18 protein-coding genes are annotated in these 17,942 nt (G+C 73.4%); 7 read left to right on the top strand and 11 right to left on the bottom strand.

Annotation, left to right across the window (positions count from 1 at the left end):
- Positions 1 to 6 precede the first annotated feature (6 nt).
- On the top strand, positions 7 to 1,362 hold the full coding sequence (locus BUB75_RS33315) for an MFS transporter (RefSeq protein ID WP_425430910.1): 1,356 nt from the start codon (positions 7 to 9) through the stop codon (positions 1,360 to 1,362).
- Positions 1,362 to 2,075, top strand: coding sequence for a thymidine kinase (locus BUB75_RS33320; RefSeq protein ID WP_073262801.1), 714 nt, complete (start codon positions 1,362 to 1,364; stop codon positions 2,073 to 2,075). The genes BUB75_RS33315 and BUB75_RS33320 overlap by 1 nt, the downstream gene beginning before the upstream one ends.
- Positions 2,076 to 2,082: 7 nt before the next feature.
- Here the strand turns inward: BUB75_RS33320 and BUB75_RS33325 are convergent, their stop codons facing one another.
- A complete protein-coding gene (locus tag BUB75_RS33325) occupies positions 2,083 to 2,604 on the bottom strand; it encodes a MarR family winged helix-turn-helix transcriptional regulator (RefSeq protein ID WP_073262803.1) in 522 nt (173 codons plus the stop codon).
- A gap of 113 nt (positions 2,605 to 2,717) precedes the next feature.
- On the opposite strand from BUB75_RS33325, the gene BUB75_RS33330 reads away from it, so the two are divergent.
- Positions 2,718 to 3,377 carry an FMN-dependent NADH-azoreductase gene (locus BUB75_RS33330; RefSeq protein ID WP_073262805.1) on the top strand — a complete coding sequence of 220 codons (660 nt, stop codon included), beginning with the start codon at positions 2,718 to 2,720 and terminating at the stop codon, positions 3,375 to 3,377.
- Positions 3,378 to 3,380: 3 nt separating this feature from the next.
- Here the strand turns inward: BUB75_RS33330 and BUB75_RS33335 are convergent, their stop codons facing one another.
- Both BUB75_RS33335 and BUB75_RS33340 read right to left on the bottom strand, forming a co-directional pair.
- On the bottom strand, positions 3,381 to 4,808 hold the full coding sequence (locus BUB75_RS33335) for an FAD-dependent oxidoreductase (RefSeq protein ID WP_073262807.1): 1,428 nt from the start codon (positions 4,806 to 4,808) through the stop codon (positions 3,381 to 3,383).
- A gap of 262 nt (positions 4,809 to 5,070) precedes the next feature.
- Positions 5,071 to 5,310, bottom strand: a complete 240-nt coding sequence (locus BUB75_RS33340) for a hypothetical protein (protein ID WP_143175568.1) — start codon at positions 5,308 to 5,310, stop codon at positions 5,071 to 5,073.
- Positions 5,311 to 5,621: 311 nt separating this feature from the next.
- On the opposite strand from BUB75_RS33340, the gene BUB75_RS33345 reads away from it, so the two are divergent.
- Entirely contained in the window at positions 5,622 to 5,966 is a 345-nt protein-coding gene (locus BUB75_RS33345) for an RNA polymerase-binding protein RbpA (RefSeq protein WP_035856302.1), read from the top strand.
- 148 nt (positions 5,967 to 6,114) lie between these two features.
- Here BUB75_RS33345 and BUB75_RS33350 read toward each other — a convergent pair whose 3' ends face one another.
- The 5 genes from BUB75_RS33350 to BUB75_RS33370 form a co-directional block, all read right to left on the bottom strand.
- Positions 6,115 to 6,654 carry an FxsA family protein gene (locus BUB75_RS33350; RefSeq protein ID WP_073262811.1) on the bottom strand — a complete coding sequence of 180 codons (540 nt, stop codon included), beginning with the start codon at positions 6,652 to 6,654 and terminating at the stop codon, positions 6,115 to 6,117.
- A 76-nt stretch (positions 6,655 to 6,730) separates the two neighbouring features.
- Complete coding sequence (locus tag BUB75_RS33355; RefSeq protein ID WP_073262921.1) at positions 6,731 to 7,519, bottom strand: polyprenol monophosphomannose synthase; 789 nt, start codon at positions 7,517 to 7,519, stop codon at positions 6,731 to 6,733.
- A gap of 20 nt (positions 7,520 to 7,539) precedes the next feature.
- Complete coding sequence (gene lnt / locus BUB75_RS33360; RefSeq protein WP_143175569.1) at positions 7,540 to 9,486, bottom strand: apolipoprotein N-acyltransferase; 1,947 nt, start codon at positions 9,484 to 9,486, stop codon at positions 7,540 to 7,542.
- Between the two features lie 569 nt (positions 9,487 to 10,055).
- Positions 10,056 to 11,642, bottom strand: a complete 1,587-nt coding sequence (locus BUB75_RS33365) for an amidohydrolase (protein WP_218617924.1) — start codon at positions 11,640 to 11,642, stop codon at positions 10,056 to 10,058.
- A gap of 63 nt (positions 11,643 to 11,705) precedes the next feature.
- Complete coding sequence (locus BUB75_RS33370; RefSeq protein ID WP_143175570.1) at positions 11,706 to 12,293, bottom strand: hypothetical protein; 588 nt, start codon at positions 12,291 to 12,293, stop codon at positions 11,706 to 11,708.
- Positions 12,294 to 12,521: 228 nt separating this feature from the next.
- On the opposite strand from BUB75_RS33370, the gene BUB75_RS33375 reads away from it, so the two are divergent.
- A complete protein-coding gene (locus tag BUB75_RS33375; protein ID WP_084742023.1) occupies positions 12,522 to 13,634 on the top strand; it encodes a sensor histidine kinase in 1,113 nt (370 codons plus the stop codon).
- The gene (locus tag BUB75_RS33380) at positions 13,631 to 14,320 is read left to right on the top strand and encodes a response regulator (protein ID WP_073262817.1); all 690 of its coding nucleotides are present in this window, start codon (positions 13,631 to 13,633) and stop codon (positions 14,318 to 14,320) included. The genes BUB75_RS33375 and BUB75_RS33380 overlap by 4 nt, the downstream gene beginning before the upstream one ends.
- A 75-nt stretch (positions 14,321 to 14,395) precedes the next feature.
- On the opposite strand, the gene BUB75_RS33385 is transcribed toward BUB75_RS33380, so the two are convergent.
- Entirely contained in the window at positions 14,396 to 15,505 is a 1,110-nt protein-coding gene (locus tag BUB75_RS33385) for a M24 family metallopeptidase (protein WP_073262819.1), read from the bottom strand.
- Positions 15,506 to 15,544: 39 nt separating this feature from the next.
- Positions 15,545 to 15,865, bottom strand: coding sequence for a GNAT family N-acetyltransferase (locus BUB75_RS33390; protein WP_073262820.1), 321 nt, complete (start codon positions 15,863 to 15,865; stop codon positions 15,545 to 15,547).
- A 135-nt stretch (positions 15,866 to 16,000) separates the two neighbouring features.
- Between BUB75_RS33390 and BUB75_RS33395 the strand changes: the two genes are divergently transcribed.
- Positions 16,001 to 16,894, top strand: a complete 894-nt coding sequence (locus BUB75_RS33395) for a 5'-3' exonuclease (protein ID WP_073262822.1) — start codon at positions 16,001 to 16,003, stop codon at positions 16,892 to 16,894.
- 99 nt (positions 16,895 to 16,993) lie between these two features.
- Here BUB75_RS33395 and BUB75_RS33400 read toward each other — a convergent pair whose 3' ends face one another.
- Positions 16,994 to 17,866 carry a sensor histidine kinase gene (locus BUB75_RS33400; RefSeq protein ID WP_073262824.1) on the bottom strand — a complete coding sequence of 291 codons (873 nt, stop codon included), beginning with the start codon at positions 17,864 to 17,866 and terminating at the stop codon, positions 16,994 to 16,996.
- Positions 17,867 to 17,942 lie beyond the last annotated feature (76 nt).

The following is a 17,942-nucleotide window of genomic DNA, read 5'->3' on the forward strand; positions in this document are numbered from 1 at the left end:
ACGCGCATCGTGACCACCGACACGGTCGAAAGATCCACCGTGCAGGAACGCCGCGGCTGGTACTTCTACGACTGGGCCGCCTCGGCGTACAACACCACGGTCATCACGGTCTTCCTCGGCCCGTACCTGACCTCGGTCGCGGAGCGGGCGGCGGGCTGCGCCGAGGAAGGACAGGTGTGCGGGGATCTGCACCCGTTCGGCATCCCGGTGGCGCCGGGCTCGTTCTTCGCGTACGCGCTGTCGGTGTCGGTCGTCGCCCAGGTGCTGTTCTTCCCGATCGTCGGCGCCTACGCCGACCGGTCCTGGCACAAGAAGCGCCTGCTGGCCTGGCTCGCCGCGTTCGGCGCGACCGCGACGTTCGCGATGCTGTTCGTCACCGGCGACCGCTACCTGCTCGGCGGTCTCCTGCTCGTGGTCTCCAACGTGCTATTCGGTTCGGCGCAGGTCGTCTACTACTCGTACCTGCCGCAGCTCGCCGACCCCGACGAACGGGACGCGGTGAGCAGCCGCGGCTGGGCGATCGGGTACCTCGGCGGCGGGCTCCTGCTGCTGTTCAACGTCGTCGCGGTGCTGGCGGGCGACGGCCTGGGCTGGTCCACCGGTGACGTCGCCCGCTGGAGCATCGTCTCGGCCGGGCTGTGGTGGGCGGTGTTCGCGGTCTTCGCGATCCGTCCGCTGCGCGACCGGCCGCCGGTCGAGACGGCCAGGAGCCGCTCGGTGTTCGCCGGCTTCACCCAGCTGGCGCGGACGCTGCGCGAGCTGGGGCGGCTGCCGCTGACGATGCTCTTCCTCGCCGCGTACCTGATCTACAACGACGGCATCCAGACCGTGATCACGCTCTCGGCCACCTACGCGACCGAGGAACTGGAGCTGGAGCAGACCGCGCTCGTCCCGACGATCCTGATGATCCAGTTCCTGGCGTTCGGCGGCGCGCTGCTGCTCGGGGCGCTCGCCCGCCGGATCGGGGCCTGGAAGTCGGTGCTGCTCAGCCTGGTGCTCTGGACGGTCGTCCTGGCCGCCGCGTACTTCGTGCCCGCCCGTGCCCCGCTGCCGTTCGTCGCGCTGGGTGCCGCGATCGGGCTCGTGCTCGGCGGCAGCCAGGCCCTGTCCCGGTCGCTGTTCAGCCAGCTCATCCCGGAAGGGAAGGAGGCCGAGTACTACGGCCTCTACGAGATCAGCGACAAGGGCACGAGCTGGATGGGTCCGCTGCTGTTCGGCCTGGCCTACCAGCTGACCGACAGCTACCGGGTGGCGATCCTGTCGCTGATCGTGTTCTTCGTCGTGGGCTTCCTGCTGCTGCTCGCGGTGCCGATGCGCCGGGCGATCGTCGCGGCCGGAAACACCCCGCCTAAGCTGCTCTGATGGCGTCAGCACGTTCCGTCCGCGTCCCCACCGGCTCGCCGGGGACGCTGCGTTTCTTCTACGGGCCGATGGACTGCGGGAAGTCGACGCTGGCGTTACAGATCAACCACAACCACGCCCGGCAGGGGCGGCACGGCCTGCTGCTCACCAAGCTCGACCGGGCCGGCACCGCCCGGATCTCCAGCCGGGTCGGCCTCACCGCGAACGCCACCGAGGTGCTCGACGGCACCGACCTGCACGAGGTGGTGCGGGGCGAGTGGAGCGCGGGCCGCCGGGTGGACTACCTGATCTGCGACGAAGCCCAGTTCTACGCACCGGAGCAGATCGAGCAGGCCGCCGATCTGGCCGACGGCGCCGGGATCGACGTGTACGCGTTCGGGCTGGCCACCGATTTCCGCAGCGAGCTGTTCCCGGGCAGCAGGCGGCTGTTCGAGCTGGCCGACGAGCTGATCCGGCTGCAGGTCGAGGTCCTCTGCTGGTGCGGCAGGCCCGGCCAGCAGAACGCCCGCGTCGTCGACGGCGTGGTGACGCGGACCGGCGACCAGATCCTGGTGGCCGACACGGCGTCCGCCGGACAGACCGCCGCACCGCCGGAGGTCCGCTACCAGGTGCTCTGCCGCCGCCACTACCGTGAAGGGGACCTCGGGCCGGCGACGCCGTCCGCGGGACAGCTGGCGCTGGGCACGGCGAACGGCCGCAGCAGCTCCTGGTAGGCGCGAATCAGCAGGCGTCGGCGTCGGACGCCGTCATCTCGTCGACCGCCTGACAGGGGTTGTTGATCGGGTCGGACACGTTGACGTGCGCCGCCAGCCGCTGCAGTAGTGCGCGGAACTCCGCCCGGTCGTCGCCGGGGAGACCGGCCAGCAGGTGGTTCTCGGCCTGGTCGAGGCGCGCGTCGAGGTCCTGGAGCAGCGCCCGCCCCGCGTCGGTCGCGACGATCCGGCGCGCGCGCCGGTCGGCCGGATCGGGCTGCCGAGTCACGAGCCCGGCTTTCTCCAGATCATCGAGCAGGTAGGTCATCACCGTCCGGTCGACGCCGAGCTGCTGCGCGAGCGCCAGCTGGGTGCCCGGGGTGTTGCGCACGGACGTGGCCAGCACCTGGTAACCGCGCGGCCCGCCGGGGACGCCGGACATCGCCATCTTCGCGGCCTTGGCGTAGGCCCGGAACAGCACACCGAGCGCCCAGCCGAGGTCGTCGCTGAGCGGAACCGTGGGCGGCTCGGAGGTGGGGACCGCGGCCATGCGTTTCATCGTACGGGCTCTCGACAAGATCACAGAAGGGTTGTCATTCAGATCGTCTGTTGGCAATACTATCTTTGGCACAGCAGATAGCACCCTTCGTTCGAGGAGTTTCCGTGACCCTGTTCCGTCTCGACGCCAGCATCCGCACCCAGGGTTCGGTCAGCCGGGCGGTCGCCGACACCGTGCAGGCCGCGTGGCAAGCCGAGCACCCGGACGCCCGGATCGTCCGTCGTGACCTCGCGTCCGACCTGCTGCCCGCCAGCACCTGGGCGACCGCGGTCAGCGCCGGGATGACGCCGGCCGAGGAGCGCACGCCCGCGCAGCACGGCGCGGTCGCGATGGCGTCGTCGCTGGCCGACGAGCTGCTCGCCGCGGACGCGTACCTGTTCGCGATCCCGCTCTACAACTACGCGATCCCGCACCACGTGAAGTCGTGGATCGACACGCTGCTCACGACCCCGGCGTTCGGACCCGGCGCGACCCCGGCGGTCGCCGGACGTCCGGCCGTCCTGGTCACCGTGCGCGGCGGCGGTTACGGGCCGGGCACCCCGCGGGAGGGCTGGGACCACAACACCCCGTACCTGCGGCGGGTGTTCGCCGACATGTGGAACCTCGACCTGGAGATCGTCGAGGCCGAGCTGACGCTGGCCGAGGTCAACCCGGCGATGGCGGAGCTGCGCCCGCTGGCCGCGGAGTCCCTCGAGGCCGCCCACCTGAGCGCCGCCGAGACCGGCCGCACCCTCGCGGCCCGCCTCTCCACGCCCGCCGCCTGAGAACTACCGTCCGTACGCCTCCAGGAGGCGCAGCCACACCTCGCTGATCGTGGGGAACGAGGGCACCGCGTGCCAGAGGCGGTCCAGCGGTACCTCGCCCACGATCGCGACGGTGGCCGCGTGCACGAGCTCGGCGGCCGTCGCGCCGACGAACGTCGCGCCGACGATCACGTCACGGGACGTGTCGACGACGAGCTTCGCCCGGCCGGTGTACCCGTCCGCGTACAGCGACGCACCGGCCACCTGACCGAGGTCGTACTCCACCGCCCGCACCGACAGCCCGGCCGCGCGAGCCTCGGCCTCGGTGCGGCCCACGGCGCCGACCTCCGGGTCGGTGAACACCGCCTGCGGCACCGCCGCGTGATCGGCGGTGGCCGCGTACCGGCTCCAGGCCGCCGGTTCCGCCGCCGCACCGCCCGCCCTGGCCACGATCGCGGCGCCGCAGGCTCGGGCCTGGTACTTGCCCATGTGGGTCAGCAGCGCGCGCCCGTTCACGTCGCCGGCCGCGTACAGCCAGTCGACGCCCTCGACTCGGCAGCTGTCGTCGATGGTCAGCCCGTGCACGCCTGCTGCCTCCAGGCCCAGCCCGTCGACGGCCGGTGCCCGGCCGGTCGCGACCAGGACCTCGTCCGCGCGGACGGTGCGGGTCCCCTCGGCATCCGTCAATTCGATCCGGACGCCTGCCGCGTCGCGTTCGACCGTGGTGACCGTCGTACCGAGCCGGACGTCGACCCCGGCGTTCCGCAGGCCGGTGACCACCGCTTCACCGGCGAACGGCTCGAGCCGGGGCAGCAGACCGCTCCCCCGGGCGACCAGCGTCACCCGGCTGCCCAGCGCCGCGAACGCGGTCGCCATCTCGCAGCCGACGACACCGCCGCCGAGGATCGCCAGCTCGTCCGGCACCGCGGTGGCCGACGTGGCGTCCCGGCTGGTCCACGGGTCGGCCTCGGCCAGCCCGGGGACGTCGGGCACGGTGGGCTTGCTCCCGGTGGCGAGGACGACCGCGTGCCGTGCGGTGACCCGCCGGACGCCGCCGTCGCGGGTCCGCACCTCGACCAGCCGCTCGCCGACCAGCCGGGCGGTGCCGCGGACCAGCGCGATGCCCGCCGAGTCGAGCCAGCCGACCTGGGAGTCGTCCGACCAGTTGTGGGTGAACGCAGTCCGGCGGGCCAGCACCTGCTCCGCGTTCGGGCCGCCCCGGACCGCGGAGGCGGCACCGTCGACGCGGCGTGCCTCCGCGAGCGCGGCGACCGGGCGGAGCAGGGCCTTGCTCGGGATGCAAGCCCAGTAGGAGCACTCGCCGCCGACCAGCTCCCGCTCGACGATGAGCGCGGTCAGGCCGCCGCGGACGACCTGATCGGCCACGTTCTCCCCGACCGGCCCGGCACCGACGACGATCACGTCGTACTCGTCCCCGCCCGACACCGTCATGCTTGCCGCCACCCGTCTCTCCTGCTTCCCGGGCCGCGCACGCGGCCGAGCGCACGGTATCCAATCGCGGCACGGTCACTGCACGTGACGCCCCGGTAGAAGGAGGAGACGGCGGCAGGTCTTCACCGGCGCGGGCTCAGCGGCGGGGGCCCAGCCGCGCGGGCCCAGCGCCGCGGGCTCAGCGCCGCGGGCCCAGCGCCGCGGGCCCAGCGCCGTGGGCCCAGCGCCGTGGGCTCAGCGCCGCGGGCTCAGCGCCGCGGGCTCAGCGCCGGGGGCGGGCCACCGCCCAGAGTGCGGCGCCGACGGCTGCCGCTGCCCCGGCCGCGGCCAGGTAGCTCGGCAGCTTCGCGACCCGGCCGGCCCGCGCGGCGGCGACCAGCGTGACGGCGTCCGCACCGTCGGCGAGCGCCGACGCCAGCAGCCACGGACGCGACGCCGAGCCACCGCCGACCACGGTCCAGCCAGCGCCCAGCGCGAGTGCTATTTCCCTACTCGCGAACATTCGTGTGATAAATGCCGCTCGTCCCGCTGTGGCGCTATCGATACCCAGCGCCCGCGGAAGCGCAGTAGGCTGAACACTGGACACGGCTCCGACGGCCAACCGGAGTAGCGCGACTGCCAGGACGATTTGCCGGGACCGATCGGAACCGGTGTCGGGCTGGTGCTCCACGCGTGTCCTCCTTGTAACGGATTGCCGCATACGCGCATGCGGGACTGTGCTGCTGGGCACATAAGTCAACGACAGCGGAATCTTCTGTCCGTCATCGTCGTTGGTACCGGTGGCTGACCGCAGACGCCAGGGGGTTGATGCAGATGGGTGAGCGCACGCTGCGCGGTAGTCGGCTCGGAGCCGTGAGCTACGAGACTGACCGCAACACGGAGCTGGCGCCTCGCCAGCAGGGAGAGTACCTGTGCCCTCGTGGTCACCGGTTCACGGTCCCCTTCGCGGCCGACGCGGAGATTCCGATTACCTGGGAATGCCGGGCCGACGGAACGGTGGCGCGGATCATCGACGGTGATGAGCCCGAGGCGAAGAAGGCCAAGCCGCCGCGGACGCACTGGGACATGCTGCTCGAGCGGCGCACCGTCGCCGAGCTCGAGGAAGTGCTGGCCGAGCGCCTGGAGGTCCTCCGGGGCCGCCGGAGCCGGTCGGCCTGACGAGGCAGCCCGCTCAAGCGAAGAACCCGCCGTCCCCTCCCGGGGGCGGCGGGTTCTTCGTGTCCGGGAGCCACTCGGTGACGCGAAACCGGCCTGTAAGCGCTGCTTAGAGGCCGGTTTCCCGTCACTCGGGCCCGGCGCTCGGGGCTCAGCGTTCGACTTCGCCCTCAATGACCGCTCCACGGCCGGGGGACGCCGCCCGCGGCGGCATCGGGTCGCCCTGACCCGGCGCGGCGGCGTCGGCGGGTGCGGTGTCGGCGCCCCGGACGCGCCGGGAGCGCACCGTCATCGGGCCGAGCAGCACCGTGCTGACGTCCGGCGGGAGCCGGCGGGCGGCCGAGCGGAGCACGAAGTGCCCGGCCAGCTTCCGGATCGGCGGGAGCAGCAGCAGGATGCCCACCACGTCGGTCAGGAAGCCCGGCAGGATCATCAGCAGGCCGCCGACCAGCACCACCGCGCCCTCAGCGGACTCCTTCGCCGGGGTCCGGCCGGCCTGAGCGGCGTCCCGCAGAGCACGGAACGCCCGGCCGCCTTCCCGGCGGAGCAGCCAGCTCCCGAGGAACGCGCTGGCGAGCAACAGCACCAGCGTCCACCCGAGCCCGACCTCGTGGCCGACGCGGATGAGCACGCTGATCTCGACGGTCGGGACGACGATCAGCAGGACGAACGCGGCTAGAAAGGCTCGCATAAATCCAGCGTACGTCCGTCCCGCTCGCCCGGGCTGCGATCGAGCCACCGCTCTCAGGTGGCTCTCAGCCCGGCGGCTAGCGCAACCGGTCCAGGGCCTTCTTCGCGCTCTCCAAACGGGCCTGGACACCCCAGAGCCCCACCCGCCACAGCGCTTCCCGGACGATGTCCGAGCTCATCTTGCTCTGGCCGCGCTCACGCTCGACGAACGTCACCGGCACCTCGACGACCCGGTACCCGGACCGCCAGGCCCGGTAGACCATGTCGATCTGGAAGCAGTACCCCTGCGACGCGACGCCGCCCAGGTTCTTCGCGGCCAGCACCTCGGCGCGGTAGGCGCGGAAGCCCGCGGTGCTGTCCTTGACCGGGAAGCTCAGCGCGAGCCGCGTGTAGAGGTTGCCGATCTGCGAGATCATCACCCGCGACATCGGCCAGTTGACGATCTTGCCGCCGGGCACCTTGCGGGACCCGATCACCACGTCCGCGTCGCGCAGCGCGTTGAGCAGCCGTGGCAGCTCCGTCGGCTCGTGCGAGCCGTCGGCGTCCATCTCGACCATCACGTCGGCACCGTGCTCGGCCGCCCACGCGAACCCGGCCAGGTAGGCCGCGCCCAGCCCCTCCTTACCCGCCCGGTGCAGCACGTGCACCTGGGGGTCGGCGGCTGCCAGCTCGTCCGCGATCTCGCCGGTTCCGTCCGGCGAACCATCGTCCGCGACCAGGACTTCGACCTCGGGTACCGCCCGGCGCAGGCGGCCCACGATCTCGCGGATGTTCTCCGCCTCGTTGTACGTCGGGATGACGACGACAACGTGTCCCAGGCCGGGGTACTCCTGCTGTGGAGAAGCCGGACCGGTTTCCCGCTCCATCTCTTCGGCCGTCACCTGTGTCAGCCTTCCCTCGTCGGTCGTCCCGCCCGGGCCGGTCGGCGTCCCCGCAGCAGCGCGGCCGCGACGATCCCGACCCCGCTGAGCGCGGCGAACAGCGCCTCCGGCCACTGGCCCAGTGCGGTGGCCAGCGTACGGTCATCCGACAACGCGAGTGACCGGATCAGTGTTCCGGCCGAGAAGAGACCCGCGTGATCGTGAATGGTTCCGTCCGGTCCAATTGTGGCGGAAATTCCGCTCGTCGATGCGACGACCGCCCACTTTCCGTGCTCGACCGCACGTAGCCGGGCCATCGCGACCTGCTGGGCACTCTCGCCGCTCATGCCGAACGTCGCGTTGTTGGTCTGGACGGCGAGCAGCTCGGCGTCCGCGTTGACGGTGTCGGTCACCAGACCGTCGTACGCCACCTCGAAACAGATCACGTCACCGACCCGGACGGTTCCGGCGTTCGTCGTGGGCATGCCCACGGTGCCGATCTCGGTTCCGGCCTTGAAATCACGCCGGACCAGGTCGACCTTGGTCGTGATCTTCCGCGCGAGCGAGCGCAGCGGCACGTACTCGCCGAACGGCACCGGGTGCCGCTTCGCGTAGCGGTCGACCGGGCCCTGCCCCGGTGCCCAGACCAGGCCGGCGTTGGTGAGGTAGTCGCCGGGGCCGCGGAGCACGGCGCCGACCAGGATCGGGGCCTTGATCGCGGCGGCTGCCCGGCTGATCTCGTCGTAGGCGTCCTCGTTGACCAGCGGGTCGATGTCGGACGCGTTCTCCGGCCAGATGACCAGGTCGGGTTGCTTTTGGGCGCCGACGGCGACGTCCTTGGCGAGCGCCACCGTGCGATTCACGTGGTTGTCGAGCACCGCGCGGCGCTGGGCGTTGAAGTCGAGGCCGAGCCGCGGGACGTTGCCCTGGATCACCGCGACCGTGACGGTCCGCCCGGTGGCCGCCGGCGACGGCGTGAACCACGCCGCGAGGAGAACAATCCCGACCGCGGCCAGCCACGCGAGCGCCCGCACCCCACCGCCGCGCCGTTCTGCGCCGGCCGCGCCGGACTCCCCCGCCGCGCCGGACTCCCCCGCCGCGCCGGACTGCCCCGCCGCGCCGGCCGGAGCAGACGGCGCCTCAGCGCCGGCCGACGGCGCGCCAGACGCCGCCACAGCGCCGGCGAGCAGGCGCTGCGCGAGCGGCCGGTCGGCGAACGGCCAGCGACGCCAGGCCGCGGCGACCAGCAGGCCGCCGACCGCCGCGGTCGCGAACGTCACCAGCGGCGCCCCGCCGAGAACGGCGAACCGCAGCAGCGGACCGTCGGTCTCGGCGAACGCCAGCCGCCCCCACGGGAACCCGCCGAACGGCCAGCGCGCCCGCACCGCCTCCTGGGTGACCCAGGCGGCACCGACGATCAGCGGCCAGCTCCAACGGTGCCGGTCCACGACCCGCGAGCTCGCGGCCAGCAACGCGCCCATCCCGGCGACGTACGCGGCCTCGACGGCCGCGAGCAGGTACGCGAAGACGTCGCCGACGTAGATCCCGACCCAGTTCAGCAGGATGCTGAAGAACACCAGCCCGTGCAGCAGCCCCAGCCAGGCGCCGCGGCGAGCGCGCTGCCGGTGCACGGCGACGGCGAGCAGCGCCACTGACACCGGTGCGAGCCACCAGACGTCGTACGGCGGGAACGCGGGCACGAGCAGCGCGCCGGAGCCGAGCGCCAGCAGCGCGGCGACCCAGCCCCGCAGCGGCGGGCGCTCGGGGTCGACGACCACCGGGCGGCTCCGGCCGGGACGACGCCGCCACGGACGCCACCCCCGCCCACGCCCGGAATCGGCGCCGGCGGCGGCCCCCGCCTCCGCAGGCTCGGCGTCGGCGGCGCGCTCCGTGGCGTCCACCTGATCGGAGGAGGCCGGAACGGCGGGTTCAGGCGACGGCGGGTCGGTCACCGTGTCGCGTTGCGGCAGCAACGGGTCCTCCCTCCCGACCCGGGAGGGTCGTGTCCTGGCACCGATTGTGCCCACTCCCCCGGCGACCCGGCAGCCGGTGGTCCGAACGGAGTGGCCTACGCACTGTGGTAAACGCCCAGGACAGGCCACAGGGGCGCGGCGTGCACGCCGCGCCCCTGCATCGGAGCTCCCCGACCGGTGCGGGAGGAGGATGGGAGGACCTTCGGACCGACTGCGGAGCGGCTGGCTGCGCGCTACGCCAGACGTTGTCTACTGACCCTCCGTCACCACCATCACCGCCACCTGGTACCGGTCGCGACCGTCGTCGTCCCGCCACCCCTCGTTTGCTGGACCTGGCCCCTGCGGTGGCGCCACCGCGTTTGCCCAGCTCACAAGAGCACGTTCCGTCGCCGTCCGGTACCCGAGGAAGCCACCGAAGTCACCGTAATTGCCGTCCGTCTCCTGTCAATACCGACCCGAGCCGACAGTACGGACATCATGCCTGGTCAGCCCCCGCGAAGCGAATCCGGCCCCGCGCGACGAGATAAACCGGACATTGCGCGTGTCGGCGGCGTGTCGTGCGACCGGCCTCACTCCGCGGTGAACACCGTCTGGCCGCGGACGACGGTTCGCAGGCACTGCGGCGGGGTCGCGCCCTCGCTCAGTGCGGGCAGGCCCTGCACACCGGCCCGCGGGTCGGTGCTCCAGCGCGCGACCCGGTCGTCGGGGGTTTGGACGACCAGCTCCTCGACGTCCCAGACCGCGAACGAGGCGACCGCGCCGGGAACCAGCATGCCGCCGTCGTCGCGTCCGAGCGCGCGCCAGCCGCCCCGGGTGTGGGCCGCGAACGCCGCCCGGACGCTGATCGCGTGGTGCGGGTTGTGCGGGAACGCCGCCGCCCGGACGGTTGCCCACGGGTCGAGCGGCGTCACCGGGGCGTCAGAACCGAACGCGAGCGGGACGCCCACGCCGGCCAGCCCGGAGAAGTTGTGCAGCCCGGCCGCCCGCTCCGCGCCGAGGCGCCGGACGTACATGCCGTCGGGGCCGCCCCAGGCCGCGTCGAACGCCGGCTGCATGCTCGCGACCGCGCCGTGGTTGACCAGTGCCCGGATCAGCGTCGCGTCGAGCATCATCGCGTGCTCGACGCGGTGCCTGCCGACCCGCAGCCGGTCGACGCCCACAGTGGTCGCCGCCAGCGCGAACCCCTCGGCGAGCGCCGCGAGTGCCCGGTCACCGATCGCGTGGAACCCCGCCTGGGTGTCGTGCCGGACGCAGTCGACGAGGTGCTCGCCGATCTGCTCGGCCTCCAGGTAGAGGTGCCCGCTGGTGCCCGGCTCGTCGGCGTACGGGGCGGCCAGCGCGGCGGTGTGCGAGCCGAGGGCGCCGTCGACGAACAGGTCGCCGCCCGCGCCGACCGCGCCGAGTTCCCGGGCCTTCGCCGCGGACCGCCACTCGCCCCAGTACCCGAACACGTCCGGGCCGGGTTCGGCCGCGGCGAGCGCCAGGAGCGCGGTGAAGTCGTCCTCGCCGCCGATGTCCGGGCCACCGCACTCGTGCAGCGCGACGATGCCCCGGCTCGCGGCGTGCGCCCGGGTCGCGCGCTGGGCGTCGGCGCGCTGCGCAGCGGTGACCGAGCCCAGCGCGACCGTGCGGACCGCGTGGTGGGCGTCCCGGGTGACCGGCCCCTCGACGTCGTACCCGATGCGTCCGGCCAGGTCCGGCACCGCGGCCCGGAGCGCGCCGGACACGGCGGCGGAGTGCGCGTCGACTCGGGAGAGGTAGACCGGGCGGTTACCGCCCGCCCGGTCCAGCTCGGCCGTCGTCGGCGGACGCCGCTCCGGCCAGGCGGTCTCGTCCCAGCCGTGGCCGAGGATCACGCCGTCGTGCGCGGCGCTGTACGCGGCGACCGCGTCCAGTGCGGCGGCGAGCGTCGGCGTACCGGTCAGGTCGAGGCCGCTGAGCGTGAGCCCGGTCTGGGTCGCGTGCACGTGGGCGTCGACGAAGCCCGGCACCACCAGCGCGCCCCGCAGATCGACGACCTCGTCGGCGCCGAACGCGGCCGCCTCGGCGGCGTCGTCGGAGCCGACGAACAGCACCCGCTCGCCGTCGACGAGCAGAGCGGTCGCGAACGGATCCGCGGGACTGTAGACCTCGCCGTTGCGGTAGAGCGTCGCCATGGGGGCCATTCTGCCCCGCACGGCGGACGCCCCCCGCCGCCCCGGCCACCACCGTGGGCCGGGTTACGCTGGGACCGGCTCCGGGGTGGAGATGCGGCGCAGGGTCCAGGACAGACCGAGGACGCCGATCGAGCCGAGCAGGAACCCCAGCGACACGACCAGGTCGGGAACCGCACCGCGCCCGGCGGCGAGCAGGAACCCGGCGGCGTAGAGCCCGACGGCCCACCGCGGATAGATCCGGCTCCGCCAGGACGCCACCGAGAACAGCGTCACGCCGACCGCGAAGACCGCCGCGATCACCAGGAACCCGGCCCGGGCACGCCCCTCGAGCAACGCGTCCACCTCGGCCATCGGCAGGTCCGCGAATATGTAGTGGCTCGCGAACTCCGCGATCAGCAGGCCGGCGATCCCGGCGAGGTTCAGCGCGTAACCGACCAGCCCGAGCCGCCCCGCCGGCTCGCGCTGCCGGAGGTACAGGCCGGTGACCGCGTAGAGCGCCAGCACCGCGGGCAGCGGCGCGATGCACTCGGTGAACGCGTTCTCCGGCACGAGACCTTCGCGCCGGAGGTCGTTGAACAGCAGCAGGACGCCGGTGAGCAGGCCGGCCAGACCGGCCAGCCGATACCGGGCGAGGTCGTTTCGACCGTCCACCGCCGAGATCACGTGACCTCGAGGACGGCCGGAGGTGGAGAAGAGTTCGTCGGATGCGGGCACGGGAACCTCCGGGAAAGTGGTGGGCCCGAAGCGTGGCCCCCGGCGCGGTGCTCGCAGCAGTGCCGCGGGACGCATCCGGCGACCGCTGGTCATGGGCACCCCTGCCGATCGGCACGTGCCGCACGACGGATTCCCGCGCGGACGCACGGCGGTTACGGTTGGGCGGTGGTTCCGGTGCGCGGACGGTTAGGGCCGGCGGCTGCGCTGTACGGCACCGTGCTCGCCGGCGGCTTGTACATCGCCGCCGCTGGCCTCGCGCCGGCCACGCCCTGGCGGACCGCGGCATTCGTCGCCGGGCTGCTCGCGCTGTCGGCCGTGGAGTGGCTGGGCCGCGCCACCCGCTGGGGCCTCGTCCTCCAGGTCGTCCTGATCCACGCGGTGGTGGCCATGGACACGTCCGGCCTGGCCCGGGTGCTGTTCCTGCTGGTGCCGTTTGCGGTCTATCGCACGCTCGGGCGGCGGGCCGGGTACGCGGCGGCGCTCGCGTACGCCGTCGGCGTCGTCTCCTGGACGTCGGCCACCGGCGGGTCGTCCGACCGCGAAGCGTTCGGCGACCTGATCATGTTCGCGGTCGGCCTGGTGTTCGCGGTGACGCTGGCGGCGCTCGCGGTGAAGGCGGACGCCGACCGCGACCGCGCCGAGCGCCTCCTGGACGAGCTGGCCGAGTCCAACCGGCGGATCGCCGCGCTCGCCGCCGCCGAGGAACGCAACCGGGTCGCCAGGGACATCCACGACAGCCTCGGCCACCACCTCACCGCGATCGCGATCCAGCTGGAGAAGGCCACCGCGTACCGGGAGCGGGACGCGGAGGTCGCCGCGCGCGCGGTCACCGACGCGCACGGGTCGGCCAGGGCCGCGCTCGCCGAGGTCCGCCGGTCGGTGGCGACGCTGCGCGCGGACGTCCCGTCGTCGCTGAGTGCCGAGCTGGCCGTGCTCGCCGCGCGGCTCGGCTCGCCCGGCACGACCGTCACGTCCACGGTGCACGGCGACTGCCCGCCGGGGCTGCGGGCGACGCTGGTCCGGGTGGCCCAGGAGGGCCTGACCAACGCGGTCCGGCACGCGGGTGCCCGTTCGGTGACGGTGACCGTCCACTGCGCTGCGGACGCGATCGCGCTGACCGTCCGCGACGACGGCACCGGTCTGCCCGGTGACCTCTCCGACCGCCCCGGCTACGGCCTGCCCGGGATGCGCGAGCGGCTCGCGGCGGTGGGCGGGACGCTGGAGCTGACCGGCCCGCCCGGACTCGGCACCACGCTCACCGCACGGGTTCCGCTGTGACGACCGTGCGGGTGCTCGTCGTCGACGACCAGCGGCTGGTCCGGGAGGGCGTGGCGTCGCTGCTCGCGCTGGAGGAGGACATCACGGTGGTCGGCACCGCCGCCGATGCCCGGGAGGCGGTGGCCGAGGCCGTCGCGCAGCAGCCGGACGTAATCCTGATGGACGTGCGCATGCCGTCCAGCCCGGCGTCCCCCGCTCACCCGCCCGTGCCCGGAGCGATTCCCGACCTCGGCGGCGTCGAGGCGACCGCGGCGGTCCGTCGCCGGGCTCCCGGCTGCCGGGTCCTGATGCTGACGACGTTCGACGACGAGGAGTACGTCGTCCGCGCGCTGCGCGCCGGCGCCAGCGGTTACCTGCTCAAGGATCTGCCGGCCGCCGAGCTGGCCCGCGCGGTGCGGATGGCGCACGCCGGCGTCGACCAGTTCGACCCGGCGGTGACCGCCCGGTTGCTGGCCGCGCTCGACCGGGGCGGGTCGCTGCCCGTGTCCCACGGCCTCACGCTCACCCCGCGCGAGGTGGACGTCCTGCGCCTGCTCGCCCGCGGCGCCACGAACCGGGAGATCGCCGCGGCGCTGGTGGTGAGCGAGGGCACGGTGAAGAACCACGTCTCGAACATCCTGAGCCGCCTGGGCCTGCGCGACCGCACCCAGGCGGCGCTCTACGCCCGCGACCACGGCCTCGCCTGACGGCGGCCGGCGCCGCAGGCCGGGCCACGCCGCAGGCCCCCGCCGCCGGCCGAGGCCGCGCAGCCTCGGCCCGGGTCAGAGCAGGGCCAGCGTCCGGGGCGTGACGTTCAGGCGGTCGGGGCCGTTTTCACCGCAGACCACGATGTCCTCGATCCGGGCACCGTACCGACCGGCCAGATAGAACCCGGGCTCGACGCTGAACGCCATGCCCGGCTCCAGCACGGTGCGGTTGCCGCCGATGATCCAGGGCTCCTCGTGCTCCTCCAGCCCGATGCCGTGGCCGGTGCGGTGGATGAACGCGTCACCGTATCCGGCGGCGGTCAGCACGTCACGGCAGGCCGCGTCGACCGACTCCGCGGTCACCCCCGGCTTCACCGCCGCGACCCCGGCCTCCTGCGCCTCCTGCAGCACCGCGTACGCGGTCGCGAAGCCCTCCGGCGGCACCCCGAGCACGTACGTGCGGGTGGAGTCCGAGCAGTAGCCCTCCGCGGTGACGCCGCCGATGTCGACGACGACCGGGTCACCGTCCTCGATCACCCGGTCGGAGACCGCGTGGTGCGGGCTGGCGCCGTTCGGCCCCGAGCCGACGATGACGAACGACACCTGCGCGTGCCCCTCGGCGAGGATCGCATCCGCGATGTCGCGGCCGACCGCGGCCTCGGTGCGCCCGGCGATCAGCCACTCGCCCATCCGGGCGTGCACCCGGTCGATCGCCTGCCCGGCCCGGCGCAGCGCCTCGACCTCGGCCGGCGACTTCCGGACGCGCAGCGGGCGCAGCACGTTCCCGGCGAGCACCTGCTCGGCGCCGGGGAACGCGGCGCGGAACGCCAGCACCTGCTCGGCCCACATCCGGTCGGCGAGCCCCAGCCGCCGAGGACCGTCGCCCAGCAGGCCCCTGATCAGCGCGTACGCGTCGTCACCCTCGGGGAACGGACGGATGTCCAGGTCGATGCCGCCGGCCGGGGAGGCCTGCGCGGCCGCCTCCTCCAGCGCGGGCACGACCAGCACCGGATCACCGTCGGCGGGCAGCACCAGACACGTCAGTCGCTCCAGCGCGTGGGCGGCGTAGCCGGTCAGGTACCGCAGGTCGGCGCCGGGCGTCAGCAGCAGGGCGTCCAGCCCGGCCGCGGCAGTGGCCTGCTGGGCCAGCCGCAGCCGGTCGGACGGGTAGAGCGCGTCAGACATGTCGCCAGATTACGACGTGCGACCGACAACAACGGCCCCTTACGCCTCGGCGGGCAGGCGGTACCGCGGGCGCGACGCGGCGGGCACCAGGTCGAGGTACTCGAGGTGCCTGGCGATCCAGCCGGAGATGTACGGGCAGCGGGGCAGCACCTCGAGGCCCCGGCTGCGGGCGTCGTCCAGCACGTACCGGGCGAGCTGTGACGCGATGCCGCGCCCCTCGAACTCCGGCGGCACCCCGGTGTGAGTGAACATGATGACGTCGCCGTCGAGCTGGTACTGGACTTCGCCGGCCTCGACGCCTTCCAGGTTCGCCACGTATCGGCTCTCGTCGGGCGCGTCGGTGATGACCAGGTCGGTCACGGTTCCCTCCCCAGGTTGCCTGTCCGGTGCAGCGCGAGCGGCCCGCCGGTGATTCCCCTCCGGACGTGTGACCAGCGCGACCGGTGAGACGAAGTCTGGCAGTCTCTAGGCGTGACCAGGACACCCGGGGCGCTGATGCTCCTCGACGCGGCCAGCCTCTACTTCCGTGCGTTCTACGGCGTCCCGACGTCGATCACCGCGCCGGACGGCTCGCCGATCAACGCCGTCCGCGGCTTCCTCGACATGACCTCGACGCTGGTCACCCGGTACCGGCCGACCCGGCTGGTGGCCTGCCTCGACGAGAGCTGGCGGCCGGCCTGGCGGGTGGCGCTGGTCCCCTCGTACAAGGCGCACCGGGTGGCCGGTGAACCCGACGAGGAGGAAGTGCCCGACGAGCTGGCGCCGCAGGTGCCGGTGCTGCTCGAGGTCCTCGCCGCGGTCGGTATCGCGACCGCGGGCGCGGCCGACTACGAGGCCGACGACATCATCGGGACGCTGGCCACGCGTGGCCCGGGGCCGGTGGACGTGGTGACCGGCGACCGCGATCTGATCCAGCTGATCGACGACGCGAGCGGCGTCCGGGTGCTCTACACCGGACGCGGGGTCGCGAAGCTGGAGGAGATGGACGCTGCGGCGGTGCGTGCGAAGTACGGTGTCGAGCCGTCGCAGTACGCCGACTTCGCCACGCTGCGCGGTGACCCGAGCGACGGCCTGCCGGGCGTCGCGGGGATCGGCGAGAAGACCGCGGCCGGGCTGCTCGGCCGGTTCGGTGACCTGGCCGGGCTGCTCGCCGCCGTCGACGCGCGCAACCCCGCGCTCCCGGCCGCGCAGTGGCGCCGCCTGGACGCCGCGCGCGAGTACCTGGCGGTCGCGCCCGAGGTCGTCAAGGTGGCGCACAACGCGCCGGTGCCCACGGTCAGCGACGCGCTGCCCGAGGCGCCGGTGGACCCCGAGCGGGTCGCGGCGCTCGCGGAACGCTACGGCCTGGAGAGCGCGATCGGCCGCCTCACCAAGGCGCTGGTGCGCTGACGGGCGGCGGTGGCCGGCCCGTGAGCGGTGGCAGATCGTGGACGTCCTGGCACCGAGTCCGTGACACCGCTCCGGGCCGCACGCGGACTCGGCGCCCCCTCAGTGCGGTGACGGAACCGTGGGGAACGTCAGGCGGAACGTCGTGCCGTGCCCCGGCGCCGAGCGGACGTCGAGGTCACCCTGGTGCGCGCGGGCGATCGCGCTGACCGTGCCGAGCCCGAGGTGCGCGTTCTCGTCGTGACCGTCGCTCTCCCCGAGCACCAGGCGCAACGGCCGCAGCAGTCCGCGCTGCCGCTCGGGGTCGATGCCGACGCCGGTGTCCTGCACCTCGACCGCGGGTTTCGGCTCGGCGAGCGCACGGAGGCTCAACCGTCCACCCCGGTCGGTGAAGCGCAGCGCGTTGCCCGCCAGGTGCCCGATGGCGCGCTCCAGCAGGATCGGGTCGCCGACCGTCCAGACCGGATGTTTCGCCTCCACGGTGACGGCCACCCCGCTGCCGTCCGCGGCGGGCGCCATCGCCGAGCCGACCCGGTCGACGACCGCGGCGAGGTCCACCGGCACGTGGTCGCGGGCGGCGTCCGCGTGCCGGGCCCTGGCGAGCAGCAGCAGCGTGTCGATCACCCGCAGCATCCGGTCGGAGTTCGCCTTGACGGCGTTCACCAGGCGTTTCGCGGTGGCCGGATCGAGGCCCTCCGCCTGGTCGTCCGCGAGCAGCTCGAGCAGCGTACGAATCGCGGTGAGCGGCGTCCGCAAATGATGGCCGACCAGATCGACGAAGTCGTCGATGAAGTCGTGCGGGTGAGCCGACGGTGTCGCACCACCGTGGAACGCGGCCTGGAAGGCCGCATGATCCGCAGCCGGGTCGACACCGTCAGCCGACGAGCGCGCGGTCGGGACGCCGCCGGGATCGTCGTGGTGCCCGCCGTCGGCGTGATCCTCGTGCTGACGGAGCGGGACATCCTCGTGCCGCACTGAGCCCCCAGTCGGAATTGCCCACAGTAGAACCTGACCCTGCACGGACGCCCGGTATGCCGGAATCTAACCACAG

This window comes from Cryptosporangium aurantiacum, assembly GCF_900143005.1.
Classification (GTDB): Bacteria; Actinomycetota; Actinomycetes; order Mycobacteriales; family Cryptosporangiaceae; genus Cryptosporangium; species Cryptosporangium aurantiacum.